Origin of the sequence: Luteitalea sp., from assembly GCA_009377605.1 — a bacterium.
Classification (GTDB): domain Bacteria; phylum Acidobacteriota; class Vicinamibacteria; order Vicinamibacterales; family Vicinamibacteraceae; genus WHTT01.
In genome coordinates, this window is sequence record WHTT01000039.1 from 13,108 (window position 1) to 27,281 (window position 14,174).

The 14,174-nt window shown below is 64.8% G+C and carries 14 protein-coding genes; 9 read left to right on the plus strand and 5 right to left on the minus strand.

What is annotated here, in order from left to right; genetic code table 11:
• The first annotated feature begins 49 nt into the window (after positions 1–49).
• Together GEV06_14450 and GEV06_14455 are read left to right on the plus strand one after the other, a co-directional pair.
• Positions 50–592, plus strand: coding sequence for a hypothetical protein (locus GEV06_14450; protein MPZ19095.1), 543 nt, complete (start codon positions 50–52; stop codon positions 590–592).
• Complete coding sequence (locus tag GEV06_14455) at positions 589–2,043, plus strand: amino acid permease (protein MPZ19096.1); 1,455 nt, start codon at positions 589–591, stop codon at positions 2,041–2,043. Before GEV06_14450 ends, GEV06_14455 begins: the two co-directional genes overlap by 4 nt.
• Before the next feature lie 212 nt (positions 2,044–2,255).
• Here GEV06_14455 and GEV06_14460 read toward each other — a convergent pair whose 3' ends face one another.
• Positions 2,256–2,807, minus strand: coding sequence for a PEGA domain-containing protein (locus tag GEV06_14460; GenBank protein ID MPZ19097.1), 552 nt, complete (start codon positions 2,805–2,807; stop codon positions 2,256–2,258).
• On the opposite strand from GEV06_14460, the gene GEV06_14465 reads away from it, so the two are divergent.
• The 7 genes from GEV06_14465 to GEV06_14495 all read left to right on the plus strand — a co-directional run bounded on the left by GEV06_14465 (position 2,800) and on the right by GEV06_14495 (position 9,718).
• Positions 2,800–3,000 (plus strand): hypothetical protein, encoded by a 201-nt coding sequence (locus GEV06_14465; protein ID MPZ19098.1) that lies wholly within the window; start codon positions 2,800–2,802, stop codon positions 2,998–3,000. The genes GEV06_14460 and GEV06_14465 overlap by 8 nt on opposite strands.
• A 247-nt stretch (positions 3,001–3,247) precedes the next feature.
• Complete coding sequence (gene hslV / locus GEV06_14470) at positions 3,248–3,775, plus strand: ATP-dependent protease subunit HslV (protein ID MPZ19099.1); 528 nt, start codon at positions 3,248–3,250, stop codon at positions 3,773–3,775.
• Between the two features lie 132 nt (positions 3,776–3,907).
• Positions 3,908–5,287: an ATP-dependent protease ATPase subunit HslU gene (gene hslU, locus GEV06_14475; GenBank protein MPZ19100.1), complete on the plus strand. Its 1,380-nt coding sequence runs from the start codon at positions 3,908–3,910 to the stop codon at positions 5,285–5,287.
• The gene (locus GEV06_14480; protein MPZ19101.1) at positions 5,284–6,687 is read left to right on the plus strand and encodes a hypothetical protein; all 1,404 of its coding nucleotides are present in this window, start codon (positions 5,284–5,286) and stop codon (positions 6,685–6,687) included. The genes hslU and GEV06_14480 overlap by 4 nt, the downstream gene beginning before the upstream one ends.
• Before the next feature lie 59 nt (positions 6,688–6,746).
• Positions 6,747–7,502 carry a hypothetical protein gene (locus tag GEV06_14485; protein ID MPZ19102.1) on the plus strand — a complete coding sequence of 252 codons (756 nt, stop codon included), beginning with the start codon at positions 6,747–6,749 and terminating at the stop codon, positions 7,500–7,502.
• A gap of 16 nt (positions 7,503–7,518) precedes the next feature.
• Positions 7,519–8,172 carry a fructose-6-phosphate aldolase gene (gene fsa, locus GEV06_14490; GenBank protein MPZ19103.1) on the plus strand — a complete coding sequence of 218 codons (654 nt, stop codon included), beginning with the start codon at positions 7,519–7,521 and terminating at the stop codon, positions 8,170–8,172.
• Between the two features lie 4 nt (positions 8,173–8,176).
• Entirely contained in the window at positions 8,177–9,718 is a 1,542-nt protein-coding gene (locus tag GEV06_14495; protein MPZ19104.1) for a methylmalonyl-CoA carboxyltransferase, read from the plus strand.
• A gap of 7 nt (positions 9,719–9,725) precedes the next feature.
• Here the strand turns inward: GEV06_14495 and GEV06_14500 are convergent, their stop codons facing one another.
• The 4 genes from GEV06_14500 to GEV06_14515 all read right to left on the minus strand — a co-directional run bounded on the left by GEV06_14500 (position 9,726) and on the right by GEV06_14515 (position 14,147).
• Complete coding sequence (locus GEV06_14500) at positions 9,726–10,196, minus strand: DUF2384 domain-containing protein (protein MPZ19105.1); 471 nt, start codon at positions 10,194–10,196, stop codon at positions 9,726–9,728.
• A 171-nt stretch (positions 10,197–10,367) separates the two neighbouring features.
• A complete protein-coding gene (locus GEV06_14505; GenBank protein MPZ19106.1) occupies positions 10,368–11,027 on the minus strand; it encodes an RES domain-containing protein in 660 nt (219 codons plus the stop codon).
• 65 nt (positions 11,028–11,092) lie between these two features.
• Positions 11,093–11,530: a DUF2384 domain-containing protein gene (locus GEV06_14510; protein ID MPZ19107.1), complete on the minus strand. Its 438-nt coding sequence runs from the start codon at positions 11,528–11,530 to the stop codon at positions 11,093–11,095.
• Between the two features lie 64 nt (positions 11,531–11,594).
• Entirely contained in the window at positions 11,595–14,147 is a 2,553-nt protein-coding gene (locus GEV06_14515) for an FtsX-like permease family protein (GenBank protein MPZ19108.1), read from the minus strand.
• Between the last annotated feature and the right edge of the window lie 27 nt (positions 14,148–14,174).

The following is a 14,174-nucleotide window of genomic DNA, read 5'->3' on the forward strand; positions in this document are numbered from 1 at the left end:
ATCCCTGAGGCCTGCCCCCTGACCCCTTGTTAGTGCATAATGCTTCCCCATGCGAAAGCGAGGCCGTGATCAGTTGCCGGACCGACGACAGCTGCCCGTGCGATGGCTCATCGCGGTGCTCGTCACGGTCGTCGCCATTAGCGCGGGAGCCTGCGGTGCAGAGCGGGATCTCGCGCAATCGATCGAGGTGACCGACGTGACGACGGGCTTCATGAGCGTCCCGCCGCAGGGGGGCCAGCACAAGATCGTCCCAGCGATTTCGTTCCGCCTGAAGAATGTCGGCCCGGAGGCGTTGGGCACCCTGCAGCTCAACGCCGTATTTCGGATCGCGGACGACCCGACCGACGAGCGCGGCTCCGGGTTCATCCGAAGCGTGCAGCCCGACCCGCTCGAGCCTGGCCGCTCGACGGAGGCGTTTACACTACAGGCACAAAAGGGCTATACGGGTGAGCAGCAGGCAGGCGAGATGTTCCAGCACAGCCAGTTTCGCGACATGAGGGTCGAGGTGTTCGCGAAGTTCCGTGCACAGCAGTGGCAGAGAGTCGCCGAGTTCACCATCCAACGGCAACTGCTCATGCCCGCGGCGTCATGACGACTTCCTCCACCGAGCTTCATTCCACGCCCCACGCTGTGCATCGTCAATCATCTTCCTTCACGCCATCGCATGAGGAACCGAGTGTGCTCGAGCGCCGCCTCGGACCATACGATGCCGCGGCGGTCGTTGTCTCGAACGTGATTGGCAGCGGAATCTTGTTCGTGCCGGCGGTGGTCGCGCTCATGGTGCCGCACCCGATGGGGATTCTCGCGGTGTGGGTCGTTGGCGGGATGCTTGCGCTTGCCGGTGCGATGGCGTACGCGGAGCTTGCGGCGCTGAAGCCACGTGCAGGGGGCGAGTACGTGTACCTCCGAGAGGCGTTCGGCCCGCTCGCCGCCTTTCTCACCGGGTGGACGTCGTTCGTGGCGGGCTTTTCCGGCGCGATCGCCGTCGCGGCTGTTGGCCTCGCGGCGTACCTCGGGCGGTTCATCCCGGTCGCCGGCGATGCGACCCCCTTGTTCTCTTTGCCGTTGGGGATCGTGACGCTGACGGTGTCGCCGCAAGCCCTGGTGGCGCTCACCGCGATTGTCGCGTTGACGGTGGTTCACATCTTGGGCATCGGTCCCGGCCGCGTCGTGCAGAACTTACTGGCGCTGGCCAAGGTCCTGGCGCTCGTGGCGTTCGTCGCCTGCGGGCTGACCTTCGGCGCTGGCTCCGTCGAACATTTCGCGGCAGACACCACGCCTGCCCCATCGGGGATGCTGCTCGCCCTGATTCCGGTGATGTTCGCCTACTCCGGATGGAACGCCGCGTCGTACATCGCTGAAGAGATCAGAGACCCGGAGCGCAACGTACCGAAAGCGCTCGCGATCGGCACTCTGGCGGTCGTCGTGCTCTATGCGTTGATGAACGTCGGCTATCTCTATGCGCTGCCGGTCTCAGCGTTGGCGGAGCTCACCATGCAGAGTGGCCGCGTGATTGATGTTGCCGCCGACGCGCTCTTTGGACCGAGGGTGGGCGATATCCTCACGATCGTGTCGCTCTTCATCATGACCGGAACGATCAGCGCCATGGTCTTTGCAGGACCGCGCGTGTATTTCGCGATGGCCCGAGACGGCCTGTTCTTGCCGGCCGCGGCGCGGGTCCATCCCACCCGACGGACGCCGGCCTTTTCAATTGCGGCACAGGGTGTTTGGAGCGGGCTGCTCGTGCTGTCGGGCACGTTCCAGCAGCTCCTCACCTACACCGGTTTTGCAATCATGTTGTTTGCCGGCATTGCAGTGTCCGGCCTGTTCGTGCTCCGGCGGCGCACACCAAGCGCGCAGCGGGCCTTCAGCGCGTGGGGATATCCGGTCGCGCCGGCGCTCTTCGTGCTCGCCAGTGCCGCTGCGGTGGTCAATGCCATGTGGCGCGCGCCCTGGGAGTCGCTGGCAGGCGTCGGGATCATCAGCCTGGGGATCCCGCTCTACTTCGTAATGCGTAGGTTGATCTCGGAAAGTAGGGGGTAAGAGGTTGGAGGTTCGAGGTTCGAGGTGGGGGCAGGACGAGGCGTTCGGGGTTCACGATTCGAGGTAGTGGCAGGGCGAGGCCAGGAGGTTCAAGGCTGAAGGTTTGAGGTTCAAGTTTGAACGTGGTGGCGGGCGCAACCGACCCTTCCACCCGACACGTTCGACGAAGCCACCGAAGCTTCGCCCCGCCACCACCTCGAACCTCGAACCTCTTACCTTTCTTCGAGCTCACCGCGATACGTGACCGTCTGGTCCCGCACGATGAGCACGCTGAACTCGAGCGGCTCGTAACCATCCGCCCGCACTTGAACGCGATGTCGTCCTGGCGGCAAGCGCAATCGCTGAAACGCACCGTCGTAGTCATCGACCTGGCCGACGAAGTCACCTTCGATGAAGACCTCGGCCTGGCGGGGCTTCATCTTTAGGCGGAGCGCGCCACGGTCTTCTCGTTCGTAGGCTCTGTGTCCGCCATAGTAGCCTGGACCGCCGCCCCAATAGCCGGGTCCCCCGCCGTAGCCCGAGTAACCGCCCCAGGAAGGTCCCCAAAGCGGATCCCAATAGCCAGCGCCGAACCAGAACGGGTCATAGAAATAGCCGCCGCCCCAGCCAAGACCCCAGGGGTAGAACGTTCGCGGCCGCACGATGATGGTCGAGCCGCCGCCGCCGCCGCCGGGCACGCGGCCGCGCGGCACAGCGTGACCAACCACCGCTCGGCCTGTGCTGGGCCGAGCGTAGTCCGGAGCCCTGCGCTGCGCCGTGCCCACGCTGGTCTCCGCACCCGAGCGTTGGCGTGGCACCGCCGCGCGTGGTCGGCTCGGCTCCGAACGCGCGCTGCTGCCGCCGCGGCTGCTGGTGCTGCTGCCACCGCGCGGCGTGGCACTCCCACCACTCCCGCCCGAAGAGCCGCCGCCCCCAGACGACCTGCCCGCTGCTTCGGAGTTTCGTGGTCTGGCCTGATCCGCATGAACAACGCCTGTTCCGGCCAAGGCGAGCGTGACCGTCACGGCGCCGATCGAGAGTAGCCACCTTGCCTTCATTGATATCTCCTTCGAGTGTGCCCTTCGTCCATGGTATCACTTGCAACAATGCTGCCACCACAGACGACCCGCAAAAGGGCCCTCTCGTCGTTGCCCGCCGTGACCGTCTATGTCGTGAGGCAGGTGAGCGTCCTGCCACGCGGACATATGTTAGGCTGACGACAGCGATGACTCACGGGACGACCGTTCTCGCCGTTCGACATGAGGACCGTGCGGCGATGGCGAGCGACGGGCAGGTGACGTTCGGCCAGACGGTTCTGAAGCAGTCGGCTCGCAAGATTCGTCGACTCTACCACGACCGCGTCCTCGCAGGGTTTGCCGGCTCCGCCGCCGACTCATTCGCCCTGTTTTCCCGCTTCGAAGCGAAGCTCGAAGAGTATCGCGGCAATCTCGATCGTGCTGCCGTCGAGCTGGCGCGCGATTGGCGCACTGATCGGTTGCTCCGTCGCCTCGAGGCGGTGATGCTGGTGATGAATCAGCAGCATCTGTTCCTCCTGTCCGGTACCGGCGATCTCATCGAGCCCGATGATGGCGTGATGGGGATTGGCTCGGGTGGCCCGTATGCTCTCGCAGCAGCACGCGCGCTCGTGGGGCACTCGTCGCTCGATGCGCGCGCGATCGCAGAACAGGCCATGACGATCGCCGGCGACATCTGCATTTATACGAACCGCGCGATCACTGTCGAAGAGCTTTAGGGAGTGGCCAGTGGTCAGTCGGTTTTACGAGCGGTCGGCGGCTAGCGACGAACCACCACTGGCAAACGATGCAACCTCCGGAGGTCGTGCATCGGCTGATCACTGGCCACTGATCACGGACCCACTGACTGCATGCCTATCTACCTTCCGGAGACCACCGCCTCTCGCACCGAGGAGCTGACCCCGCGGCAGATTGTCGGCGAGCTGGACAAGTATGTTGTCGGGCAGCATGCCGCCAAGCGCGCCGTTGCCATTGCGTTGCGCAACCGGTTGCGGCGTCAGAAGCTGCCTGCCGAAATGGCTGAAGAGATTGCGCCAAAGAACATCTTGATGATTGGTCCGACGGGTGTTGGCAAGACGGAGATCGCCCGCCGGCTCGCGCGATTGGTCCAGTCGCCGTTCATCAAGGTCGAGGCGTCGAAGTTCACGGAGGTTGGCTACGTCGGCCGCGATGTCGAGTCGATGGTCCGTGATCTCGTCGAAGTGGCCATCGGCATGGTTCGCGAAGAGCAGCGCGCAGGTGTGCGCGAGAAGGCTCGCCAGCACGCGGAAGAGCGCCTCCTCGATCGCCTCTTGCCGCCCGTCGTGCCAACACGCGGGCCGGCGGAGGCAGACGAGCCACTCGAGCCCGCGCAGCGCACCCGCGAGCGCCTCCGCGAGCAGCTCAAGGCGAGCCGCCTCGATCAGCGCGAGATTGAGATCGAAGCGCCTGAACGGACGATGCCGGCCTTCGAGGTGATCACCGGGTCGTCTGTCGAAGAGATTGGCATCAACCTGAAAGAGATGTTGCCTGGATTCTTTCAAGGAAAGACCCGGACGCGTCGGCTCAAAGTGCCGGAAGCGCTCGAAGTGCTCGCCGAGGAGGAAGAGCAGAAGCTCATCGACATGGAAAGCGTGTCACGTTCGGCAATCCACCGCGTCGAGCAGTCTGGCATTGTCTTCATCGACGAAATCGATAAGATCGCTGGCCGCGAAGGCGGTCAGGGACCGGATGTCAGCCGCGAGGGCGTGCAGCGCGACATCTTGCCGATTATCGAGGGGACCACCGTCAACACGAAGCACGGGATGGTGAAGACCGACCACATCTTGTTCGTTGCCGCCGGCGCCTTCCACATTGCGAAGCCGTCCGATCTCATTCCGGAGCTGCAGGGACGCTTTCCCATTCGCGTGGAGCTCGAAGCCTTGACCGAGGAGGACTTCGTGCGCATTCTCATGGAGCCACGCAACGCGCTGCTCAAGCAATACGCCGCACTTCTCGGAACCGAGGGACTGGAGCTGACCTTCACCGAGGACGCCGTGCAGCGCATCGCCGGGATTTCTGCGCTCGTCAACGAGCGTACCGAGAACATCGGCGCGCGGCGGCTGCACACGGTGATGGAGCGGCTGCTCGACGAGGTGTCGTTCAACGCGCCAGACGAATCGGACAAGACGCTCCGCGTGGACGCGGCCTACGTGGAGCGGATGCTGGGCGGCATCGTCAAGAACGAAGACCTGTCACGTTACATCCTGTGAACCGTTTTCGGACTGCCATCATCGCGACGCACGCTGGTGCCCTCGTGCTCGGCGGAATGTTGGCCGGCTGCGGCAAGAAGGGACCTCCACTGGAGCCGCTGCGACTGCTCCCTGCGCGGATCGAGGACGTGCGCGCCACGCGGCAGGGAGACAACGTGCGGATCACCCTCACGATTCCCAACAAGAACGCCGACGCCACGACGCCAGCCGACCTCGCGTACGTCCTCGTGTACGGCATCACCGGTGAGCCCGTGGGCCCCGCCAACCGGCCGCTCGATGTCGAGGAATGGGAACGATTCGGCACGCTGGTTGGCCGCATCGACGTCGCGCCGCCGCCGCCTCCCACCGACGATGACGACGAGGCGTCGGCGAACGCGCAGCGCGCGGCTGAAGAGGCGGCGCTGACACGCGTGGATCCGCGCCCCAAACAGGGCGCATCGGTGACGGTGGCCGAAACGCTGGGCTCGCGCGTCGAGACCCGCTTCGTGCATCCGGACGTTGCCGCAAGCAGCGTCCAAGACGCCGACGCGCCGCTGTCAGGTGAAGGTGGCCCGCCGCCGGACGTCAGCCCTGACGAGACGTCCACGTTTCCGGCACCGACGGCATTGCCGGCTGGTGACATCTGGCCGCGACAGAAGCTCCTCGAGCGAGTCTACGTCGCCATCCCGTTCGCGCGCGGGGACCGGGTCGCCGCCGTCTCCAACGCCGCATCGATACCGCTCGCAGCGACACCGCCGGCGCCCCCAGCGCCGACGGTCACCTACACGGCCGACGGGTTCATGCTGAAATGGCAGCCGCCCGCCGGCATTCGGATGCCCGTTCAACGACCGGTTACCGACGCCATGCAGGAGGAAGGCTGGCTGCGCGCGCGGCCGGCGCTTCCGGGTGTGCCGCCGCACGCCTTTGCGATCTATGAGCTGCCAGACCCGGACGCCGACCCGTCCGAGGCGCGCTTGGTGACGCCGGTGCCGGTCTCGCCGACCGACCCCGTATTCGCGGACCGCAGACTTCAGTTCGGCCAGCAGCGTTGCTACGTGCTCCGCACGATTCAAGCATTCCCAAGCGGGACGCTCGAGAGCCCGCTCTCGCCGGCGACCTGTGTGACGGCCAAGGACACGTTTGCACCGGCGGCGCCGGCCAATCTCTCGTCGGTCGGCAGTGAAGGCGGCGTCAGCTTGATCTGGGAGCCCAATACGGAATCGGACCTCGCAGGATACCTCGTGCTCCGGGGCGAGCCGGGACAGCCGCTCGAGCCGATTACCACCGCTCCGATCAAGGAGACGACCTACCGCGATACGACGATGCAGGCCAATGTAACGTACGTGTATGCGGTGGTTGCCGTAGACGGCGACGGAAACCGGAGCGCCGAGTCGAATCGCGTCGAAGACATGGCGCAGTAGGCCCGACCTTAGGTCGGGCGTTTGATGACTATTCGTTGTCGAGGGATCAACGGTTGACGATGACACGCTTCTATCGGTTCAGTGACAATGGAACGGCGCGGTATGCCGTCGAGCGGGACGGCGCGTGTCGTCTCGTCGACGGCGACATCTTCGGTGACTGGCGCGAGGGCGCGGCAATCGCGATGCCGGAGCGGCTGCTCGCGCCGATCCTGCCGTCGAAGGTCGTGGCCATTGGCCTGAACTACAAAGACCATGCGGCGGAGCAAGGCAAGCCGGTGCCCGCCGAGCCGGTGCTGTTTCTCAAACCGTCGACGGCCGTCATCGGGCCGGGCGAGCGCGTGGTGATTCCTCGCGGGGTGGGGCGCGTGGACCATGAGGCGGAGCTCGGCATCGTCATTGGCAGGCGCGCCACACGTGTGGCCGAGGCGGAGGCGCTCCAGTACGTGCTCGGCGCGGTCTGCGTGAACGATGTGACCGCCCGCGACATCCAACGGAAGGACGGGCGTTACACGCGTGCGAAGGGCTTCGACACGTTCGCGCCGATCGGGCCCTGCGTGGCGACTGGCCTGTCGCTGGACGACCTGGAGGTCGAGGGATGGGTGAACGGTGCCCGGCGACAAGCCTCGAGCACACAACAGCTGATCTTTTCGGTGCCCCGGCTCATTGAGTACGTATCCGCCATCATGACGCTGCTGCCAGGCGATATCATCTCAACAGGTACGCCGGCCGGCATCGGTTCCCTGCAGCCGGGCGATCGTGTGACGATAAAGGTAGGAGGCGTGGGGGAGCTCACGAATCCCGTCGTCGCTGGATAGATTGAAGGAGACTGTTATGAAGCTCTTCATCGACACTGGCAGTGTGAAGGAAATCGAGAAGCTCGTTCCAATTGGGATCATCGATGGAATCACGACCAACCCATCGCTGCTCGCCAAGGAAGAAGGGGATTACCGGCAGATCTTGAAGCAGATCTGCACGCTCGTCCGCGGTCCGGTCAGCGCAGAGGTGGTGGCGACCGAGGCCGATGGCATGGTGCGCGAGGGGCGTGAGCTCGCCGCGATCGACGATCACATCGTCGTGAAGGTGCCGTTCGGGCCGGAGGGGTTGAAAGCCTGCGGCCGCTTGCGCGCCGAGGGACACCGCGTCAATGTGACCTTGGTCTTTTCACCTGCCCAGGCGCTGCTCGCGGCAAAGGTGGGGGCCAGCTACGTGAGCCCGTTCGTCGGGCGCGTAGACGATATTGCTTCGGATGGGATGCGCTTGATCGAGGAGATCGTGGAGATCTTCGAGAACTTCGACTTTCCCACCGAGGTTCTGGTGGCGAGCGCGCGCAGCCCGATGCACGTGGTCCAGGCGGCACGGATGGGCGCGGACATCTGCACCTGTCCGTCGAGCGTGATCGAGGCGCTCTTCAAGCATCCGCTCACGGACATCGGCCTCGCGCGCTTCTTGAAGGATTGGGAGCAGGCACAGGCCGTGAAGGCCTGAGGGCATGGACCCGAAGGCGAAGCTGGCCGAGCTCGAGCGGTTGGCGGAGCTCGGCGGGGGCCCGGCGCGGATCGAGCGCCAACACGCGGCCGGCAAGCTGACGGCACGGGAGCGCATCGATCTCCTGTTCGACCCAGGCACGTTCGAAGAGGTCGACAAGTTCGTGGTGCACCGCTGCCGAGATTTCGGGCTGGAGCGGCAGCTCGTGCCGGGCGACGGGGTGGTCGCCGGAAGCGGTCGCATCGACGGCCGCCTCGCGTACGGGTTCGCGCAGGATTTCACAGTCTTCGGAGGGTCACTCTCGGAGACCAACGCCGCCAAGATCGTGAAGGTCATGGATCTGGCGGTGAAGATGGGCGCGCCAATCGTCGGTCTCAACGACTCGGGTGGGGCGCGCATTCAGGAGGGCGTCGTCTCGCTCGGTGGATACGCGGACATCTTCCTGAGAAACGTGTTGGCCTCCGGTGTCGTGCCGCAGATCTCCGCGATCATGGGGCCCTGCGCGGGCGGGGCGGTCTACTCGCCGGCGCTCACCGACTTCAACATCATGGTGGATGGCACGAGCTATATGTTCGTGACCGGTCCGGATGTGATCAAGGCGGTGACGCACGAGGAGGTCACCAAGGAAGAGCTCGGCGGCGCGATGTCGCACAACACCAAGAGCGGTGTTGCACACTTCGCGGTGTCGGACGATCGCACCTGCCTGGCGCTGATCCGCGACCTGCTCTCGTACTTGCCGAGCAACAATCTCGACGATCCGCCGATGGTGGATGCGGGTGATCCAGCGGACAGGGAAGACGCGTCACTCGATGCGCTGGTGCCTGCCTCGCCGAACCAGCCCTACGACATGCACGAGCTCGTGCAGACGGTCGTCGATCGCGAGACGTTCCTCGAGGTGCATCAACACTACGCGCGCAATCTGATTGTCGGCTTGGCGCGGTTGGCGGGTCGCACGGTTGGGCTGGTTGCGAATCAGCCGGCGCATCTCGCGGGGTGTCTCGACATCGACGCGTCCGTCAAGGGTGCGCGGTTCGTGCGCTTCTGTGACGCCTTCAATATCCCACTCGTGACGTTCGAGGATGTACCGGGCTTCCTGCCGGGAACGGTTCAGGAGTACGGCGGCATTATCCGCCATGGTGCCAAGCTGCTCTACGCGTTTGCCGAGGCGTCGGTCCCCAAGGTCACGGTCATTACCCGGAAGGCGTATGGCGGCGCTTACTGCGTGATGGCCAGCAAGCACCTTCGCACGGACGTCAACCTCGCCTGGCCCAGCGCGGAGATTGCCGTCATGGGGCCGGAGGCCGCGGTCGGCGTGCTCTACAAGCGCGAGATCGAAGCGGCGGAGAATCCTGAAGTGCAGCGGGCGGCTCGCGTGGCCGAGTTTCGCGAGAAGTTCGCGAACCCGTACGTCGCAGCGAGCCGCGGTTTCATCGATGCGGTCATCGCGCCTCGCACGACGCGCCGCCGGCTAATCTCCGCCCTCGCGAGCCTCGAGACCAAGCGCGACGCCTCACCAAAGAAGAAGCACGGAAACATCCCGCTGTAGATGCGTGTCAACTCACGCCGCCGTACGCGATACGCCCCAGCACGTTTTCAACGGCGCGTGCGCCCAGCTCCATGTCGATCATCGCGAGAGGAACGAGACCGCCGAGCGCACGATTTGGACGCCTCAGCCATCGCATCGCCACGTCAGCGGTGCCCAGATAGAGCTTTGCAAGAGCGACAATGCGTGCGAGTCGATAGAGACGATCTGATTCGTACTGCGCTAGCCGTCCCTCATGCCTCCGACGTTGGAGGCTGCGTGCGGAGAGGTCGAGGCTGGCCGCGAGCTCTCGTAGGGTCAAGCCTGTGGCCGCCATTACCTCTCTGACAACCGACTGAGGGAATCCCTCGCGAATTGCCGTCTGGAGGTCGATTTCGGTCCGGAGAGATCGCCCCACGGCCGACTCGCCACCAAGTTGCTCAACGACAGCCTGAAGCTCGCTCGCCATTCTGTCACTTATTATAGCGCCAAATGGCACCATCGCACGCCTTCAACCCGCCGCAAATCTCGAAATGGCATAGGCTGCGAACACGAGCGCCGCGGCAACCAACATCACGAGCTCTGCTCGATATAGCCAACTCTTGGGTTGTGACATGTGGACACCTCACTCCGCTATCTCGATATCCTTGATTCTACTAAAGGCCGCCCCGCGCTACGTGGCCGTGTCAATCGTGGGGTCGGGTGCCCCATCCCATCGCAACACATATGTCGTCGCCTTGCGCACGTTCATCACGAGCGCCGGCCGCAAGCATGCGAGGCAGGTGCCCTTCCGCCTGCGCACGCTGGGATAAACGATACCGAGCGAGCCCTGCGCCAGCAGTTGTTCCGCGAGACCCTGTGACGCGACGTAGCTGCCGGGCGCGAGGCAGTCGGCAAACTTCCTGTCACGGCGGATATCGTGCAGCTCGGCGCTGAAGTCGGCGAGATAGTCGTCATAGGTGGCCTCCTCCTGGAGCCACCCGACTTCCGCGAGCTCCACCCATTTGTGGAACGCGACTTCCGCCTGCGCGGTCTCCACCTCGAAGGCCGCGTACCACGCGCCCCGCTCGGGACCGTTGAAGCGGCTCCCGAGCGGATGCGGATGACAGAAGGCGGCATTGACGATGCGATAGTACGGCACGCCAAAGACCAGCTCATGGATGCCGATGCCAGGCAGAAGATCGTTCTCGAACAGCAGCCGTTCGTTGGTTGCGTGATCGAGGTCGAAGATGTTCTCCAGGTGTTGGTCATCATCGGCGATTCGCGTCAACACGCTCTCGCCGCCGTCACTGTATTTCGACGGGATGAGGCGATGGGTGTCCTGTTGCCGGATGAGCCCAACCGCGGGCGCCGCCCGCGCCGCGCGGACCCCAGCCGCGCGATGTGCCGGCCGCCGCGTCACACACCGCCCCGGCGCGCGTCGAGCAGGCGCCGCACCGTCTGCATGGTCGGCAGGCCGCCCTCGAGCATGTAGGCGAGCGGCGTCCGGCCTCGGAAGATGCGGTTGCTGTTGGGCAGCCGGATCCACTGATCGGCCAGCTCGGTCGAGTAGAGGATGTTGAGCGCCTTGAAGATACCGATCAAATAGGAGATGCGAAGTAGTCGATCCGTGTCCAGGACACGATCGGGACTCTTCTTCATCTCGTAGTAGGGGCCGTTGGACACGCCTCCCAGAAGCACGCGGGCATCCTCGTCGCGGACTCCCCACCGGGCGAGGATGTTGAAGAACGCGCGTACCGCCGCCGGGCTGAGCCGTTCCCTTTCCGTCTTGGCCGTGAGGTCCACGAACGGCGAGACCTCGTAGCGCGTGGTCGGATATTCGGCAGGAACGGCCATCTCGCAGTACTCCTATTTAGGAGATAATAGACTACTAAATCGGATATTGCAATAGAGGGGATGACTACTCTGCGCGAAGCGCCACCACGGGATCGACCCGCGCCGCGCGCTGTGCCGGCCAGAAACAGGCGAGCAAGCCAACGATCAGCAAGAGAGCGGCCACGGCGACAAACGACAGCACATCGAATGGCGAAACGCCCCAGAGTTGGCTGGCCAGCAGGCGAGCGGCGGCGAGCGCGCCGAGGCACCCGAGCAGGAGGCCCGCCAGGATGAGGCGCAGGCCCATGCCCATCACCAGGCCCACGACGTCGCGCTGGCGGGCACCGAGCGCAACGCGCACGCCGATCTCCTGCGTCCGGCGTGTGACCACATAGGTGAGAACGCCGTAGATGCCTACGGACGCGAGCAGCAGTCCGAGGCTTGCAAAGATCGCGAACAGCACGAAGGTGAACCGTGGCCCGGCAAGGGAGTACTCGAACATCGCCATGTCCACGGTTCGTGCCTCGGTCACCGGCTGATCCTTGTCGACCGCGTACACCCGGCTTCGCACGCTGCGCTGGAGCTGCATTGGCGGGAGATCCGCCTGAACGATCAAATACGAGCGCATCGCGCTGAGGGTGAACGGCACGTACACTTCCGGCCAGACTTCGCTTTGGCTACCGACACCGGTGTTGCGGACGTTCTTCACGACGCCGATGATCTCGACGCCATCGTCGGCAGCGCTTACGGCTGGCTCGCTCAGATAGAGCAGTCGTACGATCCGCCCGAGGGGTGACTGGTTTGTAAAGTATCGCGCGACGAACGCTTCGTTCACCACGCCCACGCGCCGCGCCGCCGTGACATCCCGCTCATCGAAGAGCCGGCCGCTGAGCGGCACGACGGCGGCGATGCGGAAATAAGCAGGGCTGGCTTCCTGCACGGCCACGCCGCGTGGATCAGCGGACTGTCCTGGAATCTCGATGCGCGATCCCCAACCGGCATAGAGCGGAATAGAGCTGTTGACCGCGACCTCCCTGACGCCCGGAAGAGCGCGCACCTGGTCCAGAAGCGCAGTGAAGAAGCGCGTGCGATCGGCGGTCGTCGGATAGCGCTCTTCCGGCAGCGGGACGCGCATCGTGAGGATCTGGTCCGGCTCGAAGGTCAGCTCCACCTGCTGCAGGCTCAGCATCGTCCGCATCATGAGGCTCGCACCAACCAGCAGGATGACCGCCAGCGCGACCTCCGCGATAACGAGCGCGTTCCGGAGCCAGACGTGCCGCGCGCCGCCCGCGAGGCCGCGTCCCGTCTCTCTCAGCGCGCTCGTCACGCTCGTCCGCGCCGCTTGCAGGGCTGGCACCAATCCAAACGCGACAGCGCTCAGCGTCGACACACCCAAGGCGAACGAGAGGACCGGGAGATTGATGACCAGCTCCGACTCATCCGGCACGAGATTGTCAGGTAGCAAGGCGGTTACGGCGTTGAGGCCGGCATAGGCGAGCAGGATGCCGGCGACGCCGCCCAGTATCGCCAGCACGAGGCTCTCCGTCAGTAGTTGCCGCGCGATTCGTCGGCCGCCCGCACCGAGCGAGGTGCGGACGGCCATCTCCCGTTCACGCACGCTGGCGCGCGCCAACAGAAGGTTCGACACGTTGGCGCAGGCAATCAGCAGGAGCAGACCAACGGCCCCCAAGAGCGCAAAGAGCGATTCACGCAGCCCGCTGGCAAACGCTTCCTCGAACGTGGAGACTTGGATTCGAGGATTTTCAGGGAAGCGGTCAGGGTCGCGGCGACGGAGATCCTCGATGATGGGGCGAACGTCCGCTTGGACACGCTCCCGCGTGACACCCGGCTTCAGCCGCCCCATGAGATGTACGCTACCGACGCCGTCAATCGTTTGGCCCCGACGAAAGAGCTCGGGCAGATAGACGTCCGCTCCACGCCACATGAACCTGGGGGGCATCACGCCGACCACTGTCCGAACCCGGCCGTTCAGGCGCAATTGGCGGCCGATCACGTCCTGCCGTCCGCCGTAGCGGCGCTGCCAGAACTTGTAGCCGAGCACCGCGATCGGTTCTGCTCCGGGCCGGCCATCCTCCGCCGTGCTGCCACGGCCCAGGAGGGGCGGAACGCCCATGACGTCGAACGTGTTCTGCGTGACGTAGTTCCCGCGCAGTCGCTCCGGTTCGCCGGTGCCGACCATCAGCACGTCGCTAATGGTCGACGCAATCGTGTCGCTGAAGACACGGTTGCGCTCGGCGATCTCCACGAACTCGTCGATGAGGTAATACGACGTGCTCCCCCCGCCGGGGGTGGCGGAAGAGACGCTTACGAGCGTGTCGGGATCCCGGTACGGAAATGGCTCCAGGACGATGGCGTGGACTGCGCTGAAGATGATGGTGGTCGCGCCGATGCCAAGGGCGAGCGAGGCGATGGCGACCACCGAGAAGCTCCGTTGTCGCCAGAGCGCACGGGCGCCGTAACGCAGGTCTTGCGCGAGCGTTTCCAGCCAGGTGAGCATGTGGCTCTTTTCCTGAGAAGGGTGCCGAGACACGCTAGAATACACTGTTCGACGCTTGGCAGGCCTCGAGGCCTGCTCTACGAGCGTTACCGGCGGCGGCACGTGGCGCTTCCGCCCCATCCCGGGCGGTCCATTCCCCCGAGTCGA

Excerpts from the sequence above, each read along its gene's own strand:
- GEV06_14450 (MPZ19095.1), top strand. The coding sequence starts at position 50 with ATGCGAAAGCGAGGCCGTGATCAGTTGCCGGACCGACGACAGCTGCCC.
- GEV06_14485 (MPZ19102.1), top strand. The coding sequence starts at position 6,747 with ATGACACGCTTCTATCGGTTCAGTGACAATGGAACGGCGCGGTATGCC.
- fsa (MPZ19103.1), top strand. The coding sequence starts at position 7,519 with ATGAAGCTCTTCATCGACACTGGCAGTGTGAAGGAAATCGAGAAGCTC.
- hslV (MPZ19099.1), top strand. The coding sequence starts at position 3,248 with ATGACTCACGGGACGACCGTTCTCGCCGTTCGACATGAGGACCGTGCG.
- GEV06_14510 (MPZ19107.1), bottom strand. The coding sequence starts at position 11,530 with ATGGCCGTTCCTGCCGAATATCCGACCACGCGCTACGAGGTCTCGCCG.
- hslU (MPZ19100.1), top strand. The coding sequence starts at position 3,908 with ATGCCTATCTACCTTCCGGAGACCACCGCCTCTCGCACCGAGGAGCTG.
- GEV06_14495 (MPZ19104.1), top strand. The coding sequence starts at position 8,177 with ATGGACCCGAAGGCGAAGCTGGCCGAGCTCGAGCGGTTGGCGGAGCTC.
- GEV06_14500 (MPZ19105.1), bottom strand. The coding sequence starts at position 10,196 with ATGGTGCCATTTGGCGCTATAATAAGTGACAGAATGGCGAGCGAGCTT.
- GEV06_14515 (MPZ19108.1), bottom strand. The coding sequence starts at position 14,147 with ATGGGGCGGAAGCGCCACGTGCCGCCGCCGGTAACGCTCGTAGAGCAG.
- GEV06_14455 (MPZ19096.1), top strand. The coding sequence starts at position 589 with ATGACGACTTCCTCCACCGAGCTTCATTCCACGCCCCACGCTGTGCAT.